The sequence below is a fragment of the Bradyrhizobium sp. AZCC 1577 genome, from assembly GCF_036924575.1.
GTDB lineage: Bacteria > Pseudomonadota > Alphaproteobacteria > Rhizobiales > Xanthobacteraceae > Bradyrhizobium.
The window spans coordinates 2,168,262-2,183,556 of sequence record NZ_JAZHRQ010000001.1 but is presented as its reverse complement, the minus strand read 5'-3'; the positions used below and the strand labels follow the sequence as shown (position 1 = coordinate 2,183,556).

The 15,295-nt window shown below is 61.3% G+C and carries 16 protein-coding genes; 8 read left to right on the top strand and 8 right to left on the bottom strand.

Annotation, left to right across the window (positions count from 1 at the left end):
* Nucleotides 1–342: 342 nt before the first annotated feature.
* Nucleotides 343–786 (top strand): hypothetical protein, encoded by a 444-nt coding sequence (locus V1278_RS10255; RefSeq protein WP_334380612.1) that lies wholly within the window; start codon nt 343–345, stop codon nt 784–786.
* Here the strand turns inward: V1278_RS10255 and V1278_RS10250 are convergent, their stop codons facing one another.
* Nucleotides 787–1,428 carry a hypothetical protein gene (locus tag V1278_RS10250; protein ID WP_334380611.1) on the bottom strand — a complete coding sequence of 214 codons (642 nt, stop codon included), beginning with the start codon at nt 1,426–1,428 and terminating at the stop codon, nt 787–789. It abuts the gene before it with no gap.
* 351 nt (nt 1,429–1,779) lie between these two features.
* On the bottom strand, nt 1,780–1,959 hold the full coding sequence (locus V1278_RS10245) for a hypothetical protein (RefSeq protein WP_334380610.1): 180 nt from the start codon (nt 1,957–1,959) through the stop codon (nt 1,780–1,782).
* Between the two features lie 314 nt (nt 1,960–2,273).
* On the opposite strand from V1278_RS10245, the gene flhA reads away from it, so the two are divergent.
* Complete coding sequence (gene flhA / locus V1278_RS10240) at nt 2,274–4,409, top strand: flagellar biosynthesis protein FlhA (protein ID WP_334380609.1); 2,136 nt, start codon at nt 2,274–2,276, stop codon at nt 4,407–4,409.
* Nucleotides 4,410–4,737: 328 nt separating this feature from the next.
* The gene (locus tag V1278_RS10235) at nt 4,738–4,944 is read left to right on the top strand and encodes a hypothetical protein (RefSeq protein WP_334364763.1); all 207 of its coding nucleotides are present in this window, start codon (nt 4,738–4,740) and stop codon (nt 4,942–4,944) included.
* 170 nt (nt 4,945–5,114) lie between these two features.
* Here the strand turns inward: V1278_RS10235 and V1278_RS10230 are convergent, their stop codons facing one another.
* The 4 genes from V1278_RS10230 to fliI form a co-directional block, all read right to left on the bottom strand.
* Complete coding sequence (locus V1278_RS10230; RefSeq protein WP_334364764.1) at nt 5,115–6,020, bottom strand: anti-sigma factor; 906 nt, start codon at nt 6,018–6,020, stop codon at nt 5,115–5,117.
* 3 nt (nt 6,021–6,023) lie between these two features.
* Nucleotides 6,024–6,581 (bottom strand): sigma-70 family RNA polymerase sigma factor, encoded by a 558-nt coding sequence (locus V1278_RS10225; RefSeq protein ID WP_028347245.1) that lies wholly within the window; start codon nt 6,579–6,581, stop codon nt 6,024–6,026.
* Nucleotides 6,582–6,778: 197 nt separating this feature from the next.
* Nucleotides 6,779–7,195 (bottom strand): flagellar export protein FliJ, encoded by a 417-nt coding sequence (gene fliJ / locus V1278_RS10220; RefSeq protein ID WP_057842912.1) that lies wholly within the window; start codon nt 7,193–7,195, stop codon nt 6,779–6,781.
* 109 nt (nt 7,196–7,304) lie between these two features.
* Entirely contained in the window at nt 7,305–8,630 is a 1,326-nt protein-coding gene (fliI, locus tag V1278_RS10215) for a flagellar protein export ATPase FliI (protein ID WP_334380608.1), read from the bottom strand.
* A 366-nt stretch (nt 8,631–8,996) separates the two neighbouring features.
* On the opposite strand from fliI, the gene ctrA reads away from it, so the two are divergent.
* The 5 genes from ctrA (at nt 8,997) to V1278_RS10190 (ending at nt 12,790) form a co-directional block, all read left to right on the top strand.
* Nucleotides 8,997–9,698: a response regulator transcription factor CtrA gene (ctrA, locus tag V1278_RS10210; protein ID WP_016848562.1), complete on the top strand. Its 702-nt coding sequence runs from the start codon at nt 8,997–8,999 to the stop codon at nt 9,696–9,698.
* A 168-nt stretch (nt 9,699–9,866) separates the two neighbouring features.
* Nucleotides 9,867–10,673, top strand: coding sequence for a cytochrome P460 family protein (locus V1278_RS10205; RefSeq protein ID WP_334380607.1), 807 nt, complete (start codon nt 9,867–9,869; stop codon nt 10,671–10,673).
* A 145-nt stretch (nt 10,674–10,818) separates the two neighbouring features.
* A complete protein-coding gene (locus V1278_RS10200; RefSeq protein WP_213289180.1) occupies nt 10,819–11,223 on the top strand; it encodes a DUF350 domain-containing protein in 405 nt (134 codons plus the stop codon).
* A 2-nt stretch (nt 11,224–11,225) separates the two neighbouring features.
* Nucleotides 11,226–11,627 (top strand): hypothetical protein, encoded by a 402-nt coding sequence (locus V1278_RS10195; RefSeq protein WP_334380606.1) that lies wholly within the window; start codon nt 11,226–11,228, stop codon nt 11,625–11,627.
* A gap of 5 nt (nt 11,628–11,632) precedes the next feature.
* Nucleotides 11,633–12,790: a glutathionylspermidine synthase family protein gene (locus V1278_RS10190; protein WP_334380605.1), complete on the top strand. Its 1,158-nt coding sequence runs from the start codon at nt 11,633–11,635 to the stop codon at nt 12,788–12,790.
* A 183-nt stretch (nt 12,791–12,973) separates the two neighbouring features.
* On the opposite strand, the gene V1278_RS10185 is transcribed toward V1278_RS10190, so the two are convergent.
* Both V1278_RS10185 and V1278_RS10180 read right to left on the bottom strand, forming a co-directional pair.
* Entirely contained in the window at nt 12,974–13,288 is a 315-nt protein-coding gene (locus V1278_RS10185; protein WP_334380604.1) for a hypothetical protein, read from the bottom strand.
* Between the two features lie 90 nt (nt 13,289–13,378).
* Nucleotides 13,379–15,295, bottom strand: a complete 1,917-nt coding sequence (locus V1278_RS10180) for a putative bifunctional diguanylate cyclase/phosphodiesterase (RefSeq protein ID WP_334380603.1) — start codon at nt 15,293–15,295, stop codon at nt 13,379–13,381.

The window sequence follows — 15,295 nt, the reverse complement described above, 5'->3', positions numbered from 1 at the left end:
AGGACGCAAATGCTGTTCGGTTTTCGTTTCGGCTCCCCCACGCATCGTTTTCCGTGAGGCCGCGTAGCGCCCCCTCGTCTCCTGCCGCGCGGCAGCCAAAATCATTTGACTGCATTCCAACGAATGGAACTCAACCGAAGGTGTGCTGGTTAGGCGTGGACCCGTTTGGCAGCAAGGCTTGAGCTGCGGCTACTCGAACGAGGTCAGCCGCCTCGTCCGATCCATTCTGGCGCCTGAAGACAGCCGGTAGCAAAGGCTCGTTGTTCGCGCTGTCGAGAAGCTCTCTTTATGGATCGAACAAACCAGCGGCGCGCAGCGCAAAATCTTTAGGGAGAAGCGAACATGGCGGTCCATTTCAACCACACGATCCTGTCGGCGCGCGACAGCAAGGCTTCCGCGAAGTTCCTGACCGATATATTGAACCTTCCAGCCCCGAAGCACTGGGGGCCGTTTGAGATGGTCGCTACCGAAAACGGAGCCTTTCTCGATTACATGGACACCGACGAAATCGCGCCGCAGCACTACGCCTTTCTGGTCAGCGAAGCCGAGTTCGACGAGATTTTCGGTCGGGTTCCGGGAACGCAAGCTTGCCTACTGGGCCGATCCGGCGCGCAAGCAGCCCGGCGAGATCAATCGTCACGACGGCGGACGCGGGGTCTACTTCGAGGATCTCAACGGTCACCTCCTCGAAATCATCACCCGCCCCTATGGCAGCGGCGGATGGAATCCATGACGGGCGGCGGCGAGAAGTGGCTCGTTAGAAGCAGCTTCAAGCCGTTCCGATAATCAGATTTCGCAGTCGACTGAATTCAAAGCCTTGCGCAAGCCACCAAACGCGCTTAGCCGACAGGGCTCGGTGTCGCTGGCGGTCTTTCGCCGCTCGGAAATGGTAGTTCGCCTGATATCGGTTGTCTTTGGCTTCGGCTTAGGAGCGGCGGCGGTCGTGACCTTCTTTGATTTGCGATCGTGCCGATGGCGGTTGATTATCCTCGGGGGCTCCGAAGAACCGACACTGATGCCTTGCGGCGGAGAAATGCGTTCGTCGACCAGAGCATGATGACTTTTCTTCGAATCGTCATCCTGCCCTATCTCTTTGATTTGAGCATGATCTTCGCGCAAACGCGTTCCGCGTTTGTCGCGAGGGAAAACCGGTACCGACTTTTCGCGAACGCTGCCCTCTGGGTCCGGATCATGCTCTAGAGCATGCTGCGCTGGCGTCTCGCTGCTCGCAGCGGCAAATTCAAGTCGATCAGCCTTCGCCAACGCAGCATGTGAATCGGAAATATGTGAATCGGAAACGCCTACGGTTGTCTCGGTAACGGGCTGGACGACCACTAGTGCATTACGCGCAGGAGTTCTGAGTTCCATTGCCGCGAGCACGCCAACACCCAATGGGATGAGGAGGCCCAACAACATCATTCTCAGCATGATGCTCCTCCACTTTGTTTAGTGGCAGTGAAAATTCTCCGGTCCAATGCGGCAACTTGGCGGCGGCTCGCGTAACAAACCGACCCACGTACAGTCTGTTTGCCAACAAGGTTAACCCGCCGGCCTAGATGTTCCTGAACGTTAAATGGAGGAACAGGATCGCTGCTCGGTGATTTCCCGGACGGTGCGGCAAGGATTGCCTGCAGCAAACACGCCCTCAGGAATGTCCCGCGTCACAAATGCTTCCCGCGCCGATCACTGCCCGCGATCCGATCCGGACGGCAGAATGATCGCTCCGCCGCCGACCCATACGTCCGATCCGATTTCGATTGGCTTGCCGAACTCTTCCTTTCAGCGCTGTTCGGCGTTCCAGGGGTGCATCGGCGTCAGAATTTGCGCCGCCGGGCCGAACAGCGTGAAGTCGCCGATCCTTACCGGGCATACGTCGAGCACCACGCAATTGAAGTTGAAGAAGACGCGCTCGCCGAGTTCGATGTTCGAGCCGTAATCGCAGAAGAACGGCGGCTGCATCCACACCGTCTCTCCGCCGGCGCCGAACAATTCGGTCAGTGTGCCCTTCGCGGGTATGACAGGAAAATGTGGAGCGACTTACGGCGGCAAAGCCATCGGCGTCGGAATAACCGGGCCAAACCTCCCCCGTTAACCCTTTGCTAACCATACACCGGGCAAAAATTGCCGGGTGAAGTCGAGTGTCGTCGGCCGCGTAAAACGGGAGGAACCCCGTGGACGCCAGTGCGGTGCCTCACTTTCGGAACGGCGGCCCTTCGGCCGCCGCCAAGACGTCTGGCGCCCGATGGCGGCAGACGCGGGGGGAAGCGGCTACCATGGTCGATGTCACGGCGGGTCAGGGCGGCGCAGGCACGGGCGGCAAGTTTCCGTCCTTGAGCGAAATCGGCGATATCCTGAAGCGCGGCGATCTGGCGCTGGCGCTCGGCGTCCTCGTCATCCTCGTAGTGCTGATCCTGCCGCTGCCGGCGATCGTGCTCGACCTGTTCCTGGCGATCTCGATCACGGTATCGATCCTGATCCTGATGACGTCGCTGTTCATCCAGGCGCCGCTGGAATTCTCGGCATTCCCGACCGTGCTTCTGATCTCGACCATGCTGCGGCTGTCGCTGAACATGGCCTCCACCCGCCTGATCCTGTCGCACGGCCATGAGGGCACGGCCGCCGCCGGCCATGTCATCGAAGCGTTCGGCAATTTCGTGATGAGCGGCAATTTCGTGATCGGAATTATCGTGTTCGCGATCCTCGTGATCGTGAACTTCGTCGTCATCACCAAGGGTTCGGGGCGCATCGCCGAAGTCGCCGCCCGCTTCCAACTGGATTCCATGCCGGGCAAGCAGATGGCGATCGACGCCGATCTCTCCGCCGGCCTGATCGACGAGAAGACCGCCAAGGAGCGCCGCAAGGCACTCGAGGACGAAAGCGGCTTCTTCGGCGCCATGGACGGCGCCTCGAAATTCGTCCGCGGCGACGCGATCGCGGGCCTCTTGATTGTCTTCATCAACGTGATCGGCGGCATCATCATCGGCGTCGCCCAGCAGGGCATGAGCTTTGGCGACGCCGCCCGTACCTACACCATTCTGACGGTCGGCGACGGCCTGGTGACGCAGGTGCCGGCGCTGATCGTCTCCACCGCCGCGGGCCTCCTGGTGTCGAAGGCCGGCATCACCGGTGCGGCCGACAAGGCGCTGATGAAGCAGCTCTCGGGTTACCCGCAGGCGCTCGGCATGTCGGCCGGCGTGATGCTGGTGCTGGCGCTGTTGCCGGGCATCCCGATGCTGCCGTTCCTGGCGCTCGGCGGCGGCGCCGCGGCGCTGGCCTGGAAAGCGCGAAACCACAACAACGTCACCAAGGCTGCCGAGGCCGCCGCGGCCGCTGCGCCCGATCTCGCGGCGGCGGCCGCCAACGCCGCGGCCGAAGAGCCGATCGCCACCGCGCTCAAGATCGACGACCTCAAGATCGAGCTTGGCTATGCGCTGCTGCCGCTGGTCAACGGCCCTGACGGCACCGACCGCCTGACCGAGCAGATCAAGGCGTTGCGCCGCTCGCTCGCGATCGAAATGGGGTTTGTGATGCCCGCCGTGCGCATCCTCGACAACGTCCAGCTCGAGGCCAATACCTACGTCATCAAGATCAAGGAAGTGGACGCCGGCACCGGCAAAATCTGGCCGAACCAGTTCATGGTGATGGACCCCGCCGGCAACCAGGTCGGCGTGCCCGGCATCCACACCGTCGAGCCGACGTTCGGTCTGCCGGCCACCTGGGTCGATGCCGCACTGAAGGAAGAGGCCTCGCTGAAGGGCTACACGGTGGTCGATGCCGCGACCGTGCTGTCGACGCACCTCACCGAGCTGCTCAAGAACAACATGAGCGACTTGCTGTCCTATGGCGAGGTGCAGAAGCTCTTGAAGGACCTGCCGAAGGAACAGGGCGAACTGGTCAAGGACATCGTGCCGAGCCAGGTCACGGTGTCGGGCATCCAGCGCGTGCTGCAGCTTCTCCTGGCCGAGCGGATCTCGATCCGCGACCTCTCCACCATCCTCGAAGGCATCGCCGACGCGCTCGCCTTCTCGCGCAACCCCGCCACCATGGTCGAGCACGTCCGCGCCCGCCTCGCCCGCCAGATCTGCGCACAGAATACCACATACAACGGTTATCTGCCGCTGATCGCGCTGTCGGCGCGGTGGGAACAGGCGTTTGCGGAATCGATCGTGGGCCAGGGCGAAGAGCGCAGCCTCGCCATGCAGCCCTCAAAACTCTCGGAGTTCATGACCAGCGTTCGCAACGCCTTCGAGCAGGCAGCGCGCGAGGGCGAGGCGCCGGTGCTGGTCACCTCCGCTGCAATCCGCCCGTTCGTGCGCTCGCTGGTCGAGCGGTTCCGCTCGCAAACCACCGTGTTGTCGCAGGCGGAAATTCACCCGCGCGCGCGGCTGAAGACGGTCGGTAGCGTCTAGTTTGGCGGCGGGCGCGGCGCAAATCACCGGCGAAAATGGCGAAGCCTTTTCGCCACAGGCAACTGGTTTGTCGAAAATGGCCGATACGGCACCATTCGGCCTTGAGAAGCGGTGATCTCCCCATAAGCTATTACAGAAACTGAATATTTATTCATTTCCGGCGATCGCCGCAGGCGTTCCGATCGCGGCCGTTCAAGTCTTTTCACCGCCTTGTGATCGCTCCTTTGGAAACGGATCCCGGAGTCCTACGTTTCCTGACGCGAGACGTTGAACCAGCCTGCGGACGCATCCAACAAATCCGTTAGGCCGGAGTCGGCAGGAGACTTCCATGAACCATTCGATCTACAGCGCGGATCGCACGACCCATCTCAAGATCGTGGTCGTGGCCCTCGTGGCAGGTGTCGTGGTCGCCGGGTTCAGCATCTCCGCGCGCAACAGCTCGGATGAAGGTCTCACCCAGACCGCGAGCACGCGCGTGATGAAGGCCGGCAAGCCGGTGGCGATCACCAGTTCCGGTAACTCAGTCGTACGTTAACGGAGGAATCCGAAAACAGGAATTCACGGAATTCACGCGGCTCTTTACAGCCCCCCAAAGTCGCCACGTGGATATATAAGACCCCAACTACCCCCAAGTTGACTGCGAAAACGCCCGCTCCCCACGGGCGTTTTCTTTTTTGTTGGCGTGCTGCTCCGCCCCAGCAGGCGCTAGCGAGCAGCCGGTACCGTCTCGATCAGCTTGCCGCTAAAGACCGGCGCCGAGGTCGGCTGGCCGCTCGGCGAGCCGCCGGCCTGCTCGACCGTCACCGCAAAGAGAGCGGTGTTGATCGTACTGGCGTCGTAGGTGGCGAGCGCCGGGCGCGCGGTGAATTCGCTGCCGCCGATCACGCCGAGCGAGCGCGGTTGCGGCAGGCGGTCGGAAATCAGCCAGAGCTCAAAGCTCTTGCCCGGCTCGGCATCGGCCCCGACCTTGCGGACGGTGAAATTTTTCGTCGCCGCATCGACTGTCAAGATGAACGCGGGCGAACCGCCGTCACGCTGCAGCAGCGCGACATATTGCGCCGAGGGTGTCGGCTGTGGCGCCGGCGTCTTCACCTCGACGGTCTGGATGCGCGGCTTGGGCCGCAGCGCCTCCGGTAACAGTTCCGGCCGATAGACCTGCACCGCCAGCATCGCGATAAGTGATGCGGCAATTGCGGTGGCAAAGGAAGCCACATTGCGCCAGCGCTTCGCGCGGCCCGTCAACTGGATGACGTTCGAACTGTCCGCAACCGCATTGTCTGCCACGCCCGGCGCCGTGACGGCTGGCGGTGCCTCGGCCACCACGGGCTCGGCCGGAGGCGCAGGCTGCGGCGCCTGAGGCAGCGTCAGCGGCGCCTGCGCTTCCGTGGAACTTCCAATCGCGGCCTTGATGTTTTCCCACACGATCGGCCGCGGCTCGACCGAACCGACCATCTGGTTCAAGACGCCAAGGCGGTATTCCCAGGCGTGAACGAGCGCGCTGTATTCGGCATCGACGGCCATCATGGTCTCGACCTGCGCGCGCTCGTCGGCATCGAGGGTGCCGAGCGCATATTCCGCAGCGAGTGCGATATGGTCTTCGCTATAGGCCATCGTTCAAGACCCGGACCCTAGTCCGAGACACTCCCTTATCTCCATCATGCTGCGGCGCAGCCACGTCTTCACCGTATTCACCGGTGTCTCGAACTTGGCGGCGAGCTGTTCGCGGCTCCAGCCGTTGTAGTAGGCGAGCAGCACGAGCTTCTGCCGATCCGGCTCCAGGCGGCCGACGCATTCCAGCAACCGCTTCAACTCTTCTGTCATCTCGCGCCGCGCCAGCGGATCGGGCGACTCGGCCGCCACTTCCATGGCGGTCGGCTCCTCCTCGATCGAGCTTTCGCTCTTCTTGCGCACCACATCGATCGCCCGGTTGCGCGCGATCGACGCCATCCACGTGATCGGCGAAGCGAGCGCCGGGTTGAACTGTCCCGCGCTGTTCCAGATCTTGACGTAAGCCTCCTGAATGACCTCCTCCGCGAGGTCCTGACGCCGCAAGATACGGAGCACGACGCCGAAGAGTTTCGCGCGCGTGGCGGCGTAAAGGCGCTCAAAAGCGGCCTCATCCCCCTTCGCCACCGCGGCAATCAGCCAGACCAGCTCCGCTGGCGTCAGCATTCAACGACCCCCAAGATCGATCTCGGTCCTCCATCGCGTCGTACGCTGGAGCAATCGAGAAGTTTCGTAGCATACCCTGCGTCAAACTGGGCACCAAGTCGCCGATTCCGGGCAATCCGCCAAGAAAACCACCAAGAAAAAACCCGGGCCTTGTGGCCCGGGTTTTCGATTCCTTCGACCGATGAGTGTGAGAAGCGTCAGGCGACGCCAAGCCGGGCGCGCATCAGGCCGATACTGTCCATGTCGGCCTGTTCGCGGGCGCTCTCCTCGGCGCGCTCGCGCGCCTGGTCGCGCTCGTCGAGCAGTTCGACCTTTTTCAATTCCTCGAACGCCTCGCTCAACAGGCTTTTGGCATCCTCGAGCTGGATGCGCAGTTCGTCGGCGGAGCGGGTCAGGTTTTCCCGGCGCTGGATCGCGGCCTTGGCGTAGGTCGGATAGGCGAAGTGGGAGGGGTCGTTGATTCCGGCCCGCTCCTGCTCGGTCTGGATTTCGCGCTCGAGATCGACCGACATGCGCTGGAAGTCGGCGATCATGCCTTCGATCTGGGTAACCCTTCGGCGCTTCTCGTCGACCTGAAATTTCTTCAGGCGGATCAGCGTTTCTCGTGACTTCATCGACTCATACTCCCCAGAAGTCCCAATCTGAACGCGGGACGGAGCCGGCTCCCTCGGGGGACCCCACCGGCGTCATTAATCATGTGCCGGGGATGATGGCCTGACAAAGTTAGCGTTCCGTTTCCAAATTGGCGAGGATCTGCGCCAATTGGCGGTAGCCGTCATCAAGGCTCGAGTTTTCGTCCTTGGCCTGGCGCAGAAAGGCTTCCAGCGGCTCGTGCAACCGGATCGCCTCGTCGACCTCCGGGCTCGAGCCTGCCCGATAGGCGCCAAGCCGGATCAGTTCCTCCATGTCGGCGTAGGTCGCCATCACCTGGCGGCCCCGCATGATTATGGGAAGATAGTCGGGATTGGCCGATCTCGGCATGGTGCGCGAGACCGATTTGAGAATATTGATCGCGGGAAACCGTCCGCGCTCTGCAATCGAGCGCTGCATAACGATGTGACCGTCCAGAATGCCACGCACCGCATCCGCGATTGGTTCGTTGTGGTCGTCACCATCGACCAAGACCGTGAAAATGGCAGTGATGGTGCCGACGCCGGTGCCCGGCCCTGCCCGTTCCAAGAGTTTTGGCAGCTCCGTGAACACCGTCGGCGTATAGCCTTTCGCGGTCGGCGGCTCTCCGGCCGACAGCCCGATCTCGCGCTGCGCCATCGCAAAGCGCGTGACCGAATCCATCAGGCACAGCACGTCCTTGTCCTCGTCGCGGAAATATTCTGATATCGCCAGCGTCAGGTAGGCGGCCTGCCGCCGCATCAAGGCGGGCTCATCCGATGTCGCCACCACCACCACCGAGCGCGCCAGGCCTTCGTCGCCAAGATCCTCCTGCAGAAATTCCTGCACCTCGCGGCCGCGTTCCCCGATCAGGCCGATGACGGTGATATCGGCATCGACATTGCGCGCCAGCATCGACAGCAGCACCGATTTGCCGACACCGGAGCCGGCGAAGATGCCGAGCCGCTGGCCGCGGCAGCAGGTCAGGAACGTGTTGAGCGCCCGCACGCCGAGATCGAGCGGCGCCCCGACGCGCTTGCGCGAATGCGCCGGCGGCGGCGCATTGCGATAGGGCATGGGCGACGGGCCCTGCATCAGCGGCCCCTTGCCGTCGATCGGCTCCCCCATGGCGTTGATGACGCGGCCGAGCCAGGCCGGCGACGGCCGCACCTGGCTTGCCGCCGTCGCAATGACCGCGCGGCAACCACGCCGGACGCCGTCGAGTCCACCGAACGGCATCACGACAGCATTGCTGCCGGAAAAGCCGATTACCTCGGCCGGGATGAAGCGGCTTCCGCCGGTCTCGATGACGATGCGGGCGCCGACCGACATCGCATGAATGGGCCCTGCGATCTCGACCATCAGGCCGCGCACGCCCACAACGCGGCCATATATATTGACGCTGTCGATATCGCCGATCTGCTCCGCGAGCGCCTTCATTGCGAAAACCTTAAGTTTCCGCACTTTAAGAAACCGCGCTTAACCTCGTGTTTACCCGCATCATTAATCATTGCGTCACTGTCTTTGGTGACTGAAAGCGCTTGCCCGTCAGAAGAAGGGCTAAACGCGGGAGTCGGTTAGGCCCGCCTCTTAATCTGGAACCTGAGTGGGCACTATGGAGAAAAGCTGCTTCCGAGCAACATCTTAGGGCGATTCGTTAGAAATTGCACTTAAAGAGCTTGCGAACCGGAATCAGATTTTGTTAACCATGTGTCTGTCAGGATCCGAATCAGTTGTTAAAGGCGTTTTGAGTGCCGCAAGTGCGGCCGACCTGACGCCCGGAGCGGCGGACTAAAGGGGACTGGCATGCGCGTTTTGCTGATAGAAGATGACAGCGCCGTCGCGCAGTCGATCGAATTGATGCTGAAATCCGAGAGTTTCAACGTCTACACGACGGATCTCGGAGAAGAAGGCGTCGATCTAGGTAAGCTTTACGACTACGATATTATCCTTCTCGACCTCAACCTGCCCGACATGTCCGGCTACGACGTGCTCAAGCAGCTCCGGGTATCGAAAATCAAGACTCCCATTCTGATCCTCTCCGGCCTCGCCGGCATCGAGGACAAGGTCAAAGGTCTCGGCGTCGGTGCCGACGACTACATGACCAAACCGTTCCACAAGGACGAACTGGTTGCCCGCATCCACGCGATCGTGCGCCGTTCCAAGGGTCACGCCCAGTCGGTCATCCAGACCGGAGATCTCGTGGTCAATCTCGATACCAAGACGGTCGAGGTCGGTGGCCAGCGCGTGCACCTGACCGGCAAGGAATACCAGATGCTGGAGCTGCTCTCGCTCCGCAAGGGCACCACGCTCACCAAGGAAATGTTCCTCAACCACCTCTATGGCGGCATGGACGAGCCCGAGCTGAAGATCATCGACGTCTTCATCTGCAAGCTGCGCAAGAAGCTCGCGAACGCCTCCGAAGGCCGCAACTTCATCGAAACCGTGTGGGGCCGCGGCTACGTGCTGCGCGAGCCGCACGAGGCAGACGAGCGCATCCCCGCCTGATCAGGGCTTACGGCGAGCCGCAAGGCTCACTCCTCCCGGCTGGACCCCGCCCGAAATGGCGGGGTTTTTGTTTGGGCCACTGCCACGCGACAAATTAGCTTCCCTGGATTGAAACCCGCTTCGCGGTGTCTCGTACTTGACGGAGTTGTCCGCAAACGAGGGGAAGTCATGAAAAACGTCAGGCTGGCTGCCGCTGTCGCGCTCGGATCGGCATCGGGCGCACTCATCGGCTATTCGGCGCTCGCCGGCGGCGACAAGGTCGCCTTCCCGGAGAATTTCGACAAGGGCACGCTCTACGCCACGGTCGATCGCTACGACAACAAGCAGTATCGCGAGCTCTATGCGACGCCGGCAGCCGTCGATGCGGTACGCAAGGGGCAGCCGATCCCGAGCGGCACGGTGCTGACGCTGGTGCAGTACAAGGCGCAGCTCGATGCGGCCGGCGAGCCTCTCAAGGATGCCAACGGTCGTTTCCAGAAGGGCGACCTCGTTGCTTACACGGTGATGGAAAAGCGCGACGGCTGGGGCACCGAGTACAAGGACGACATTCGGAACGGCGAATGGGAGTATCAGGCGTTTGGCCCGGACAAGAAAGTCAACGACAAGGCCAATTTGACGGCCTGCCTCACCTGCCACAAACCGCATGCCGGGCAGGATTTCGTTATCTCGCTGGCAGGCCTGAAGGGTACGCCTGAAGGCGCCATGGCAAAGCCTGCGCCGGGGCCCGGCGTGGTCTCAATCTCCGACTTCAAGTTCGGGCCAGAGACCGTCGTCGTCAGCAAGGGCCAGACCATCACCTGGCACAACACTGACTCCTCGCCGCACCAGGTCACGATCACCGGCCCCAAGGCGCAGCGCTCGTCAATCGCGCTGAAAGGCCAGACCACCCAACTCACCCTCACTGACGCCGGAATCTACGATTACATCTGCGGCCTGCACCCGGCCATGAAGGGCAAGATCGAGGTCAAGGAGTAGTCGGCTGAATCAAGGCCGCCATGGAAGTTTTGCGAACCCCGCCCGAAATGGCGGGGTTTTTGTTTGGGATTGAACCGCCTGCCCCGATGCGTCGACTGACAGATCGTGCGAACCTGCCGGAACGCACGAGTTGGGGCGAAATTCAATGATCCTGCAATCCCTCGCCGGGCTGCCGGCGTTTCTGGTGTATTTCTGCACGGCGATCGTTGCCGTGGTTGCCTACCTCTTCGTCTATACCCGCATCACCGCGCACAACGAGTTCGATCTGATCCGCGCCAATGAGCCGGCCGCCGCGATTGCGCTGGGCCTGAGCCTGCTCGGCTTCGTGCTGCCGCTGGTCAGCGCCATCACCCATTCGGCCAATGTCTGGGATTGCCTGATCTGGGCCGCGATCGCGCTGATCGTGCAGATCATCGTCTATTACCTCGTCAGGGTTCCGGTGCCGAACCTGTCGAAGCGGATCGCATCGGGCGAACTCGCCGCCGCGATCTGGCTCGGGCTGTCCTCGCTGGCCGCCGGCGCGATCAACGCCGCTTGCATGACCTACTGACCATGGCGAACAATTCAGAGCCTGAATTCGGCAAGCGCAAACCGGTCTCGGTGCCGGCGGCGCCGCGTCCCGTTCCGCCGCCGGCCAAGCGTTCGGGCCATGTCGCACTCCTGCTCATGGGCACGTTTGCCGTCGGCGCCACCGCCTACACGCTGATGCCGAGCCGCACTTGCGAGCAACCAAACCCGCACTTGGCATCGCCGACGCAAAACACCGCCGAGTGCTCCTCCCACAGCTCTTCCTCGGGCCATGGCGGCGGCTCCGGCGGCGGCTCGTCGCGCAGCGGTTACTATAGCAGCGACTACTCCTCCTCGAGCCATTCCTCCTCCGATTCCGGCTCGCATTCGGTGCAGCGCGGCGGCTTCGGCTCGTTCGGGCATGCCATCGGCTTTTCAGGCGGTTGAATTTCATGCAACGGATCGTCTGCCCCGAACGTGACGACTGGCGTGCCACCGCCGAAGGCGTCGGGTTTACTTTTCACACCATCAATGGCGAACGCTATTGGGATGAACGGGCCTATTACGCGTTCACGCTGCAGGAAATCGAACGGCGGATCGAGGCGCCCACCGCCGAGATCGATGCGATGTGCCTTGAGCTGGTCGGCCGCGTGATCAACGACGAAAAGTATTTGCGCCGATTGAAAATACCCGAAGCGTTCTGGCCGCTGATTTCCGAGAGCTGGCGCCGCCGTGACGCCAGCCTCTACGGCCGGCTGGACCTGAGCTACGACGGCTGGAGCCCGGCGAAACTGCTGGAATACAATGCCGATACGCCGACCTCGATTTTCGAAGCAGCGGTTTTTCAGTGGACCTGGCTCGAACAGGCGATGGAGCGCAACATCATCCCGAAACGCGCCGACCAGTTCAATTCAATCCACGAGCGCCTGATCGACGCCTGGAAGAAACATGGCGGCGCCAAGCATCTTCATCTCACAGGAATGACCGACAATGCCGAGGATGCCGGTACGCTGGCCTATCTGCAGGACACTGCGAGCCAAGCCGGATTGAAGACGACATTGATGGACATCAAGGAAATCGGGTTGGATGGCAATGGCCGCTTCGTCGATCTCGACGACCGCGCCATCGAACTCGCCTTCAAGCTCTATCCCTGGGAATGGATGTTCCGCGACACGTTCGGCGAAAAACTCGCAACCGCGCCGACCCGCTGGATCGAACCACCATGGAAGGCGATCCTCTCCAACAAGGGCATCCTTCCCCTGCTGTGGGGGATGTTTCCGAAGCATCCCAATTTGCTGCCGGCCTATTTCGAGGACGATCCGAAGGCGGCCATGCTCGGCTCCTCGTTCGTGCGCAAGCCGCTCTATTCGCGTGAAGGCGCCAATGTTGCGCTCGTCAGCGCCGGCACCACGCTGGCGGAGCAGCAGGGCCCCTATGGCGCGGAAGGATTCATCCGGCAGGCTTTCGCACCGCTGCCGAGCTTCACCGACCTATACCCGGTGCTCGGAAGCTGGCTGGTCGATCACACGCCATGCGGCCTGTCGATCCGCGAGGACGAGAACCCGATCACCGGCAACGCGTCGCGTTTTCTGCCGCACGCGATCTTGTAGCGCGGCAGCAGAGGCGGTGTGTCGCGCTCCCTCGCCCCGCTCTTCGCGGGGTCGAGACGACCGAAGCTCGCTCTTAGAGGGTTGGTGGGGTGAGGGTGAGGTCGCGTCCCTCGTTGAAGGGGGCACGCCTAATGGGGTTCGATTTTTAACCTTTAGACTAACAGACATCACTAAATGATGCCGTTATTGAGTCAGCGCTCGCTGGGGGATCGAATCCGAAACAATGCGAATTAGATCAGCCGTGATTTCAACTTGTGCTTGGCAATATACGAATTGCAACGCGGTCATTTCTGATAGCTCACTCGCGAGCGCAAGCTTTCGAGCGTAATCTAACTTCACGGCCACAACCCGCTTTAGAAGAGCGATTGTTTCCTTGGAAGCTGGTGCAGCCGACTTTGTCCCGGCGTCGAAAAAGAACGCAAAAGCCTTTTCAGCGTTATCGAGGCCAGTGGCGACCAGGGGGCGAAGTTCTGTCGGTACATCGAGTCCGGTTTCCATCACCGGCTCTCGGACCAATCAATCGGGTTGAACCTAAGAGCGTGCCCGACGCGGAAAAACACTCCCACCGGCATTTGGGTAGCACACACTTCAGGAACCGGAAGCTGGCGCACCAGCGGCTTTAAGCTGCTCCAGCAATCCAGGCACTTCGGCTGGTGGTACCGGTTTGCTGAGCAGGTATCCCTGAACTTCGATACAGCCCTCCTGGTTAAGGCAGCGCATTTGCTCTTCCGTCTCGACTCCCTCGGCGGTTGTCGTGATGCCGAAGCTCACACCCAGCCCGGCGATCGCCCGAACGATTGCCAGGCTACCCTCATCAACGAGCACATCCCGGACGAAGGATTGATCTATCTTGATCTTGTCAAAGGGAAAGCTGCGCAGGTAACCGATGCTAGAATAGCCCGTGCCAAAATCGTCCATGGATATCCGGACGCCCAGTGCGCGCAAATGGTTCAAGATCCCGATGTTTCTTTCGGATTTTTCGAGCAACACCGATTCCGTGATTTCCAACTCGAGGCGGTTTGCTGGCAGTCCCGACGAAGCCAACGCGCTCATGACGGTTGAAACAAGGTTCCCCTTGGCGAACTGCAAAGGAGACAGATTGACCGAGAGGTTGATTTCGTCCGGCCAGTGGACCGCCTCCATACATGCTTGTCTCAACGCCCACTCGCCCAGCGGCAGGATCAGGCCCATTTCCTCGGCGACCGGAATGAATTCCGACGGCGCCACCGAGCCCCGCTCGGGATGATGCCAGCGCATCAACGCTTCAAAGGCGGTTACCTTCTTGGTCTGCAGGTTAACCAGCGGTTGATAGAACAGGCTGAAGTCGCCCTGGGCCAACGCGTTGCGCATATCCCGCTCCAGCGACCGCCTGGTCTGGACGATGGCATCCATCTGCGGATCGAACATGCGAAATGTGCCGCGACCGCCGGACTTCGCGCTGTACATCGCGAGATCCGCGCATTTAAGGACGGTTTCCGCATTCATTTCACCAGGATGCACAATCGCAATTCCGACGCTCGCGCCCACAGTCACGTCGTTTCCCTCGATAGTCTGCGGATGAGCCGCGACCTCGATGACTCGCTCCGCAAGAGCGAGCGACGCTGATGGTTGGATACCCGATATCTGCAGGATCGCGAACTCGTCGCCGCCAAGCCGCGCAATGCGGTCCGTTGGCGGCAGCAGATCGCGAAGCTTGGCAGAAAGGGACTTCAGAAGCAGATCGCCGACCGAGTGGCCCCCGGTGTCGTTGACCGCCTTGAATCCATCGAGATCTACGAACAGGACCGCAAGCGGATGCGGTGTCACCGTTTCGTCTGTAAGCGCCTGCTCGAGTTGTTCCTTGAACAGCATCCGATTGCCGAGCCCCGTCAGCGAATCATGATAAGCTAGATATTGGGATCTCGCCTGCAGTTCCTCACGATCCGCGATCTCTTCCTTGAGCCTTTGATTGGCGTCGGCGAGGCGCTTGGTGCGCTCTTCCACGCGCGCCTCCAATGCTTCATTTGTCCTGCGAAGCTGCTCATTCGCAAGCTCCACCTGCTGCTCGGCGCGCCTGCGGCTGATCTGCGTATTAACCCGCGCCAATGCGACCGAAAAATCCACCGGCTTCGTGACGTAGTCATTGGCGCCGCACTCGAGGGCGTCGACAATGTTGGTGCTTTCCGACTTGGCGGTAACCATGATGACGGGAAGTGCGGACGCCGATTTTCGATCGCGGATCCGCTTCAAGGTTTCTATGCCGTCAATTCCAGGCATCATGACGTCGAGAAGGACGAGATCGAACGTCTCTCTCTCGATCAGTTCGATGGCGGCAAGCCCGGATTCCGCCTCCGTGACGGCAAAGCCGCGCCGTTCAAAGCGCCGCGAAAGGATCGCGCGATTGTCGCTGATGTCGTCGACAATCAGCAAATGGGGACGCACCTCAGCATCGCTGGCGGTGGTACTCGTGGACTCCTGTGACGCAAAGTCCTCGAGACGAGTTACATTTGTGTTCTGGATGGACAT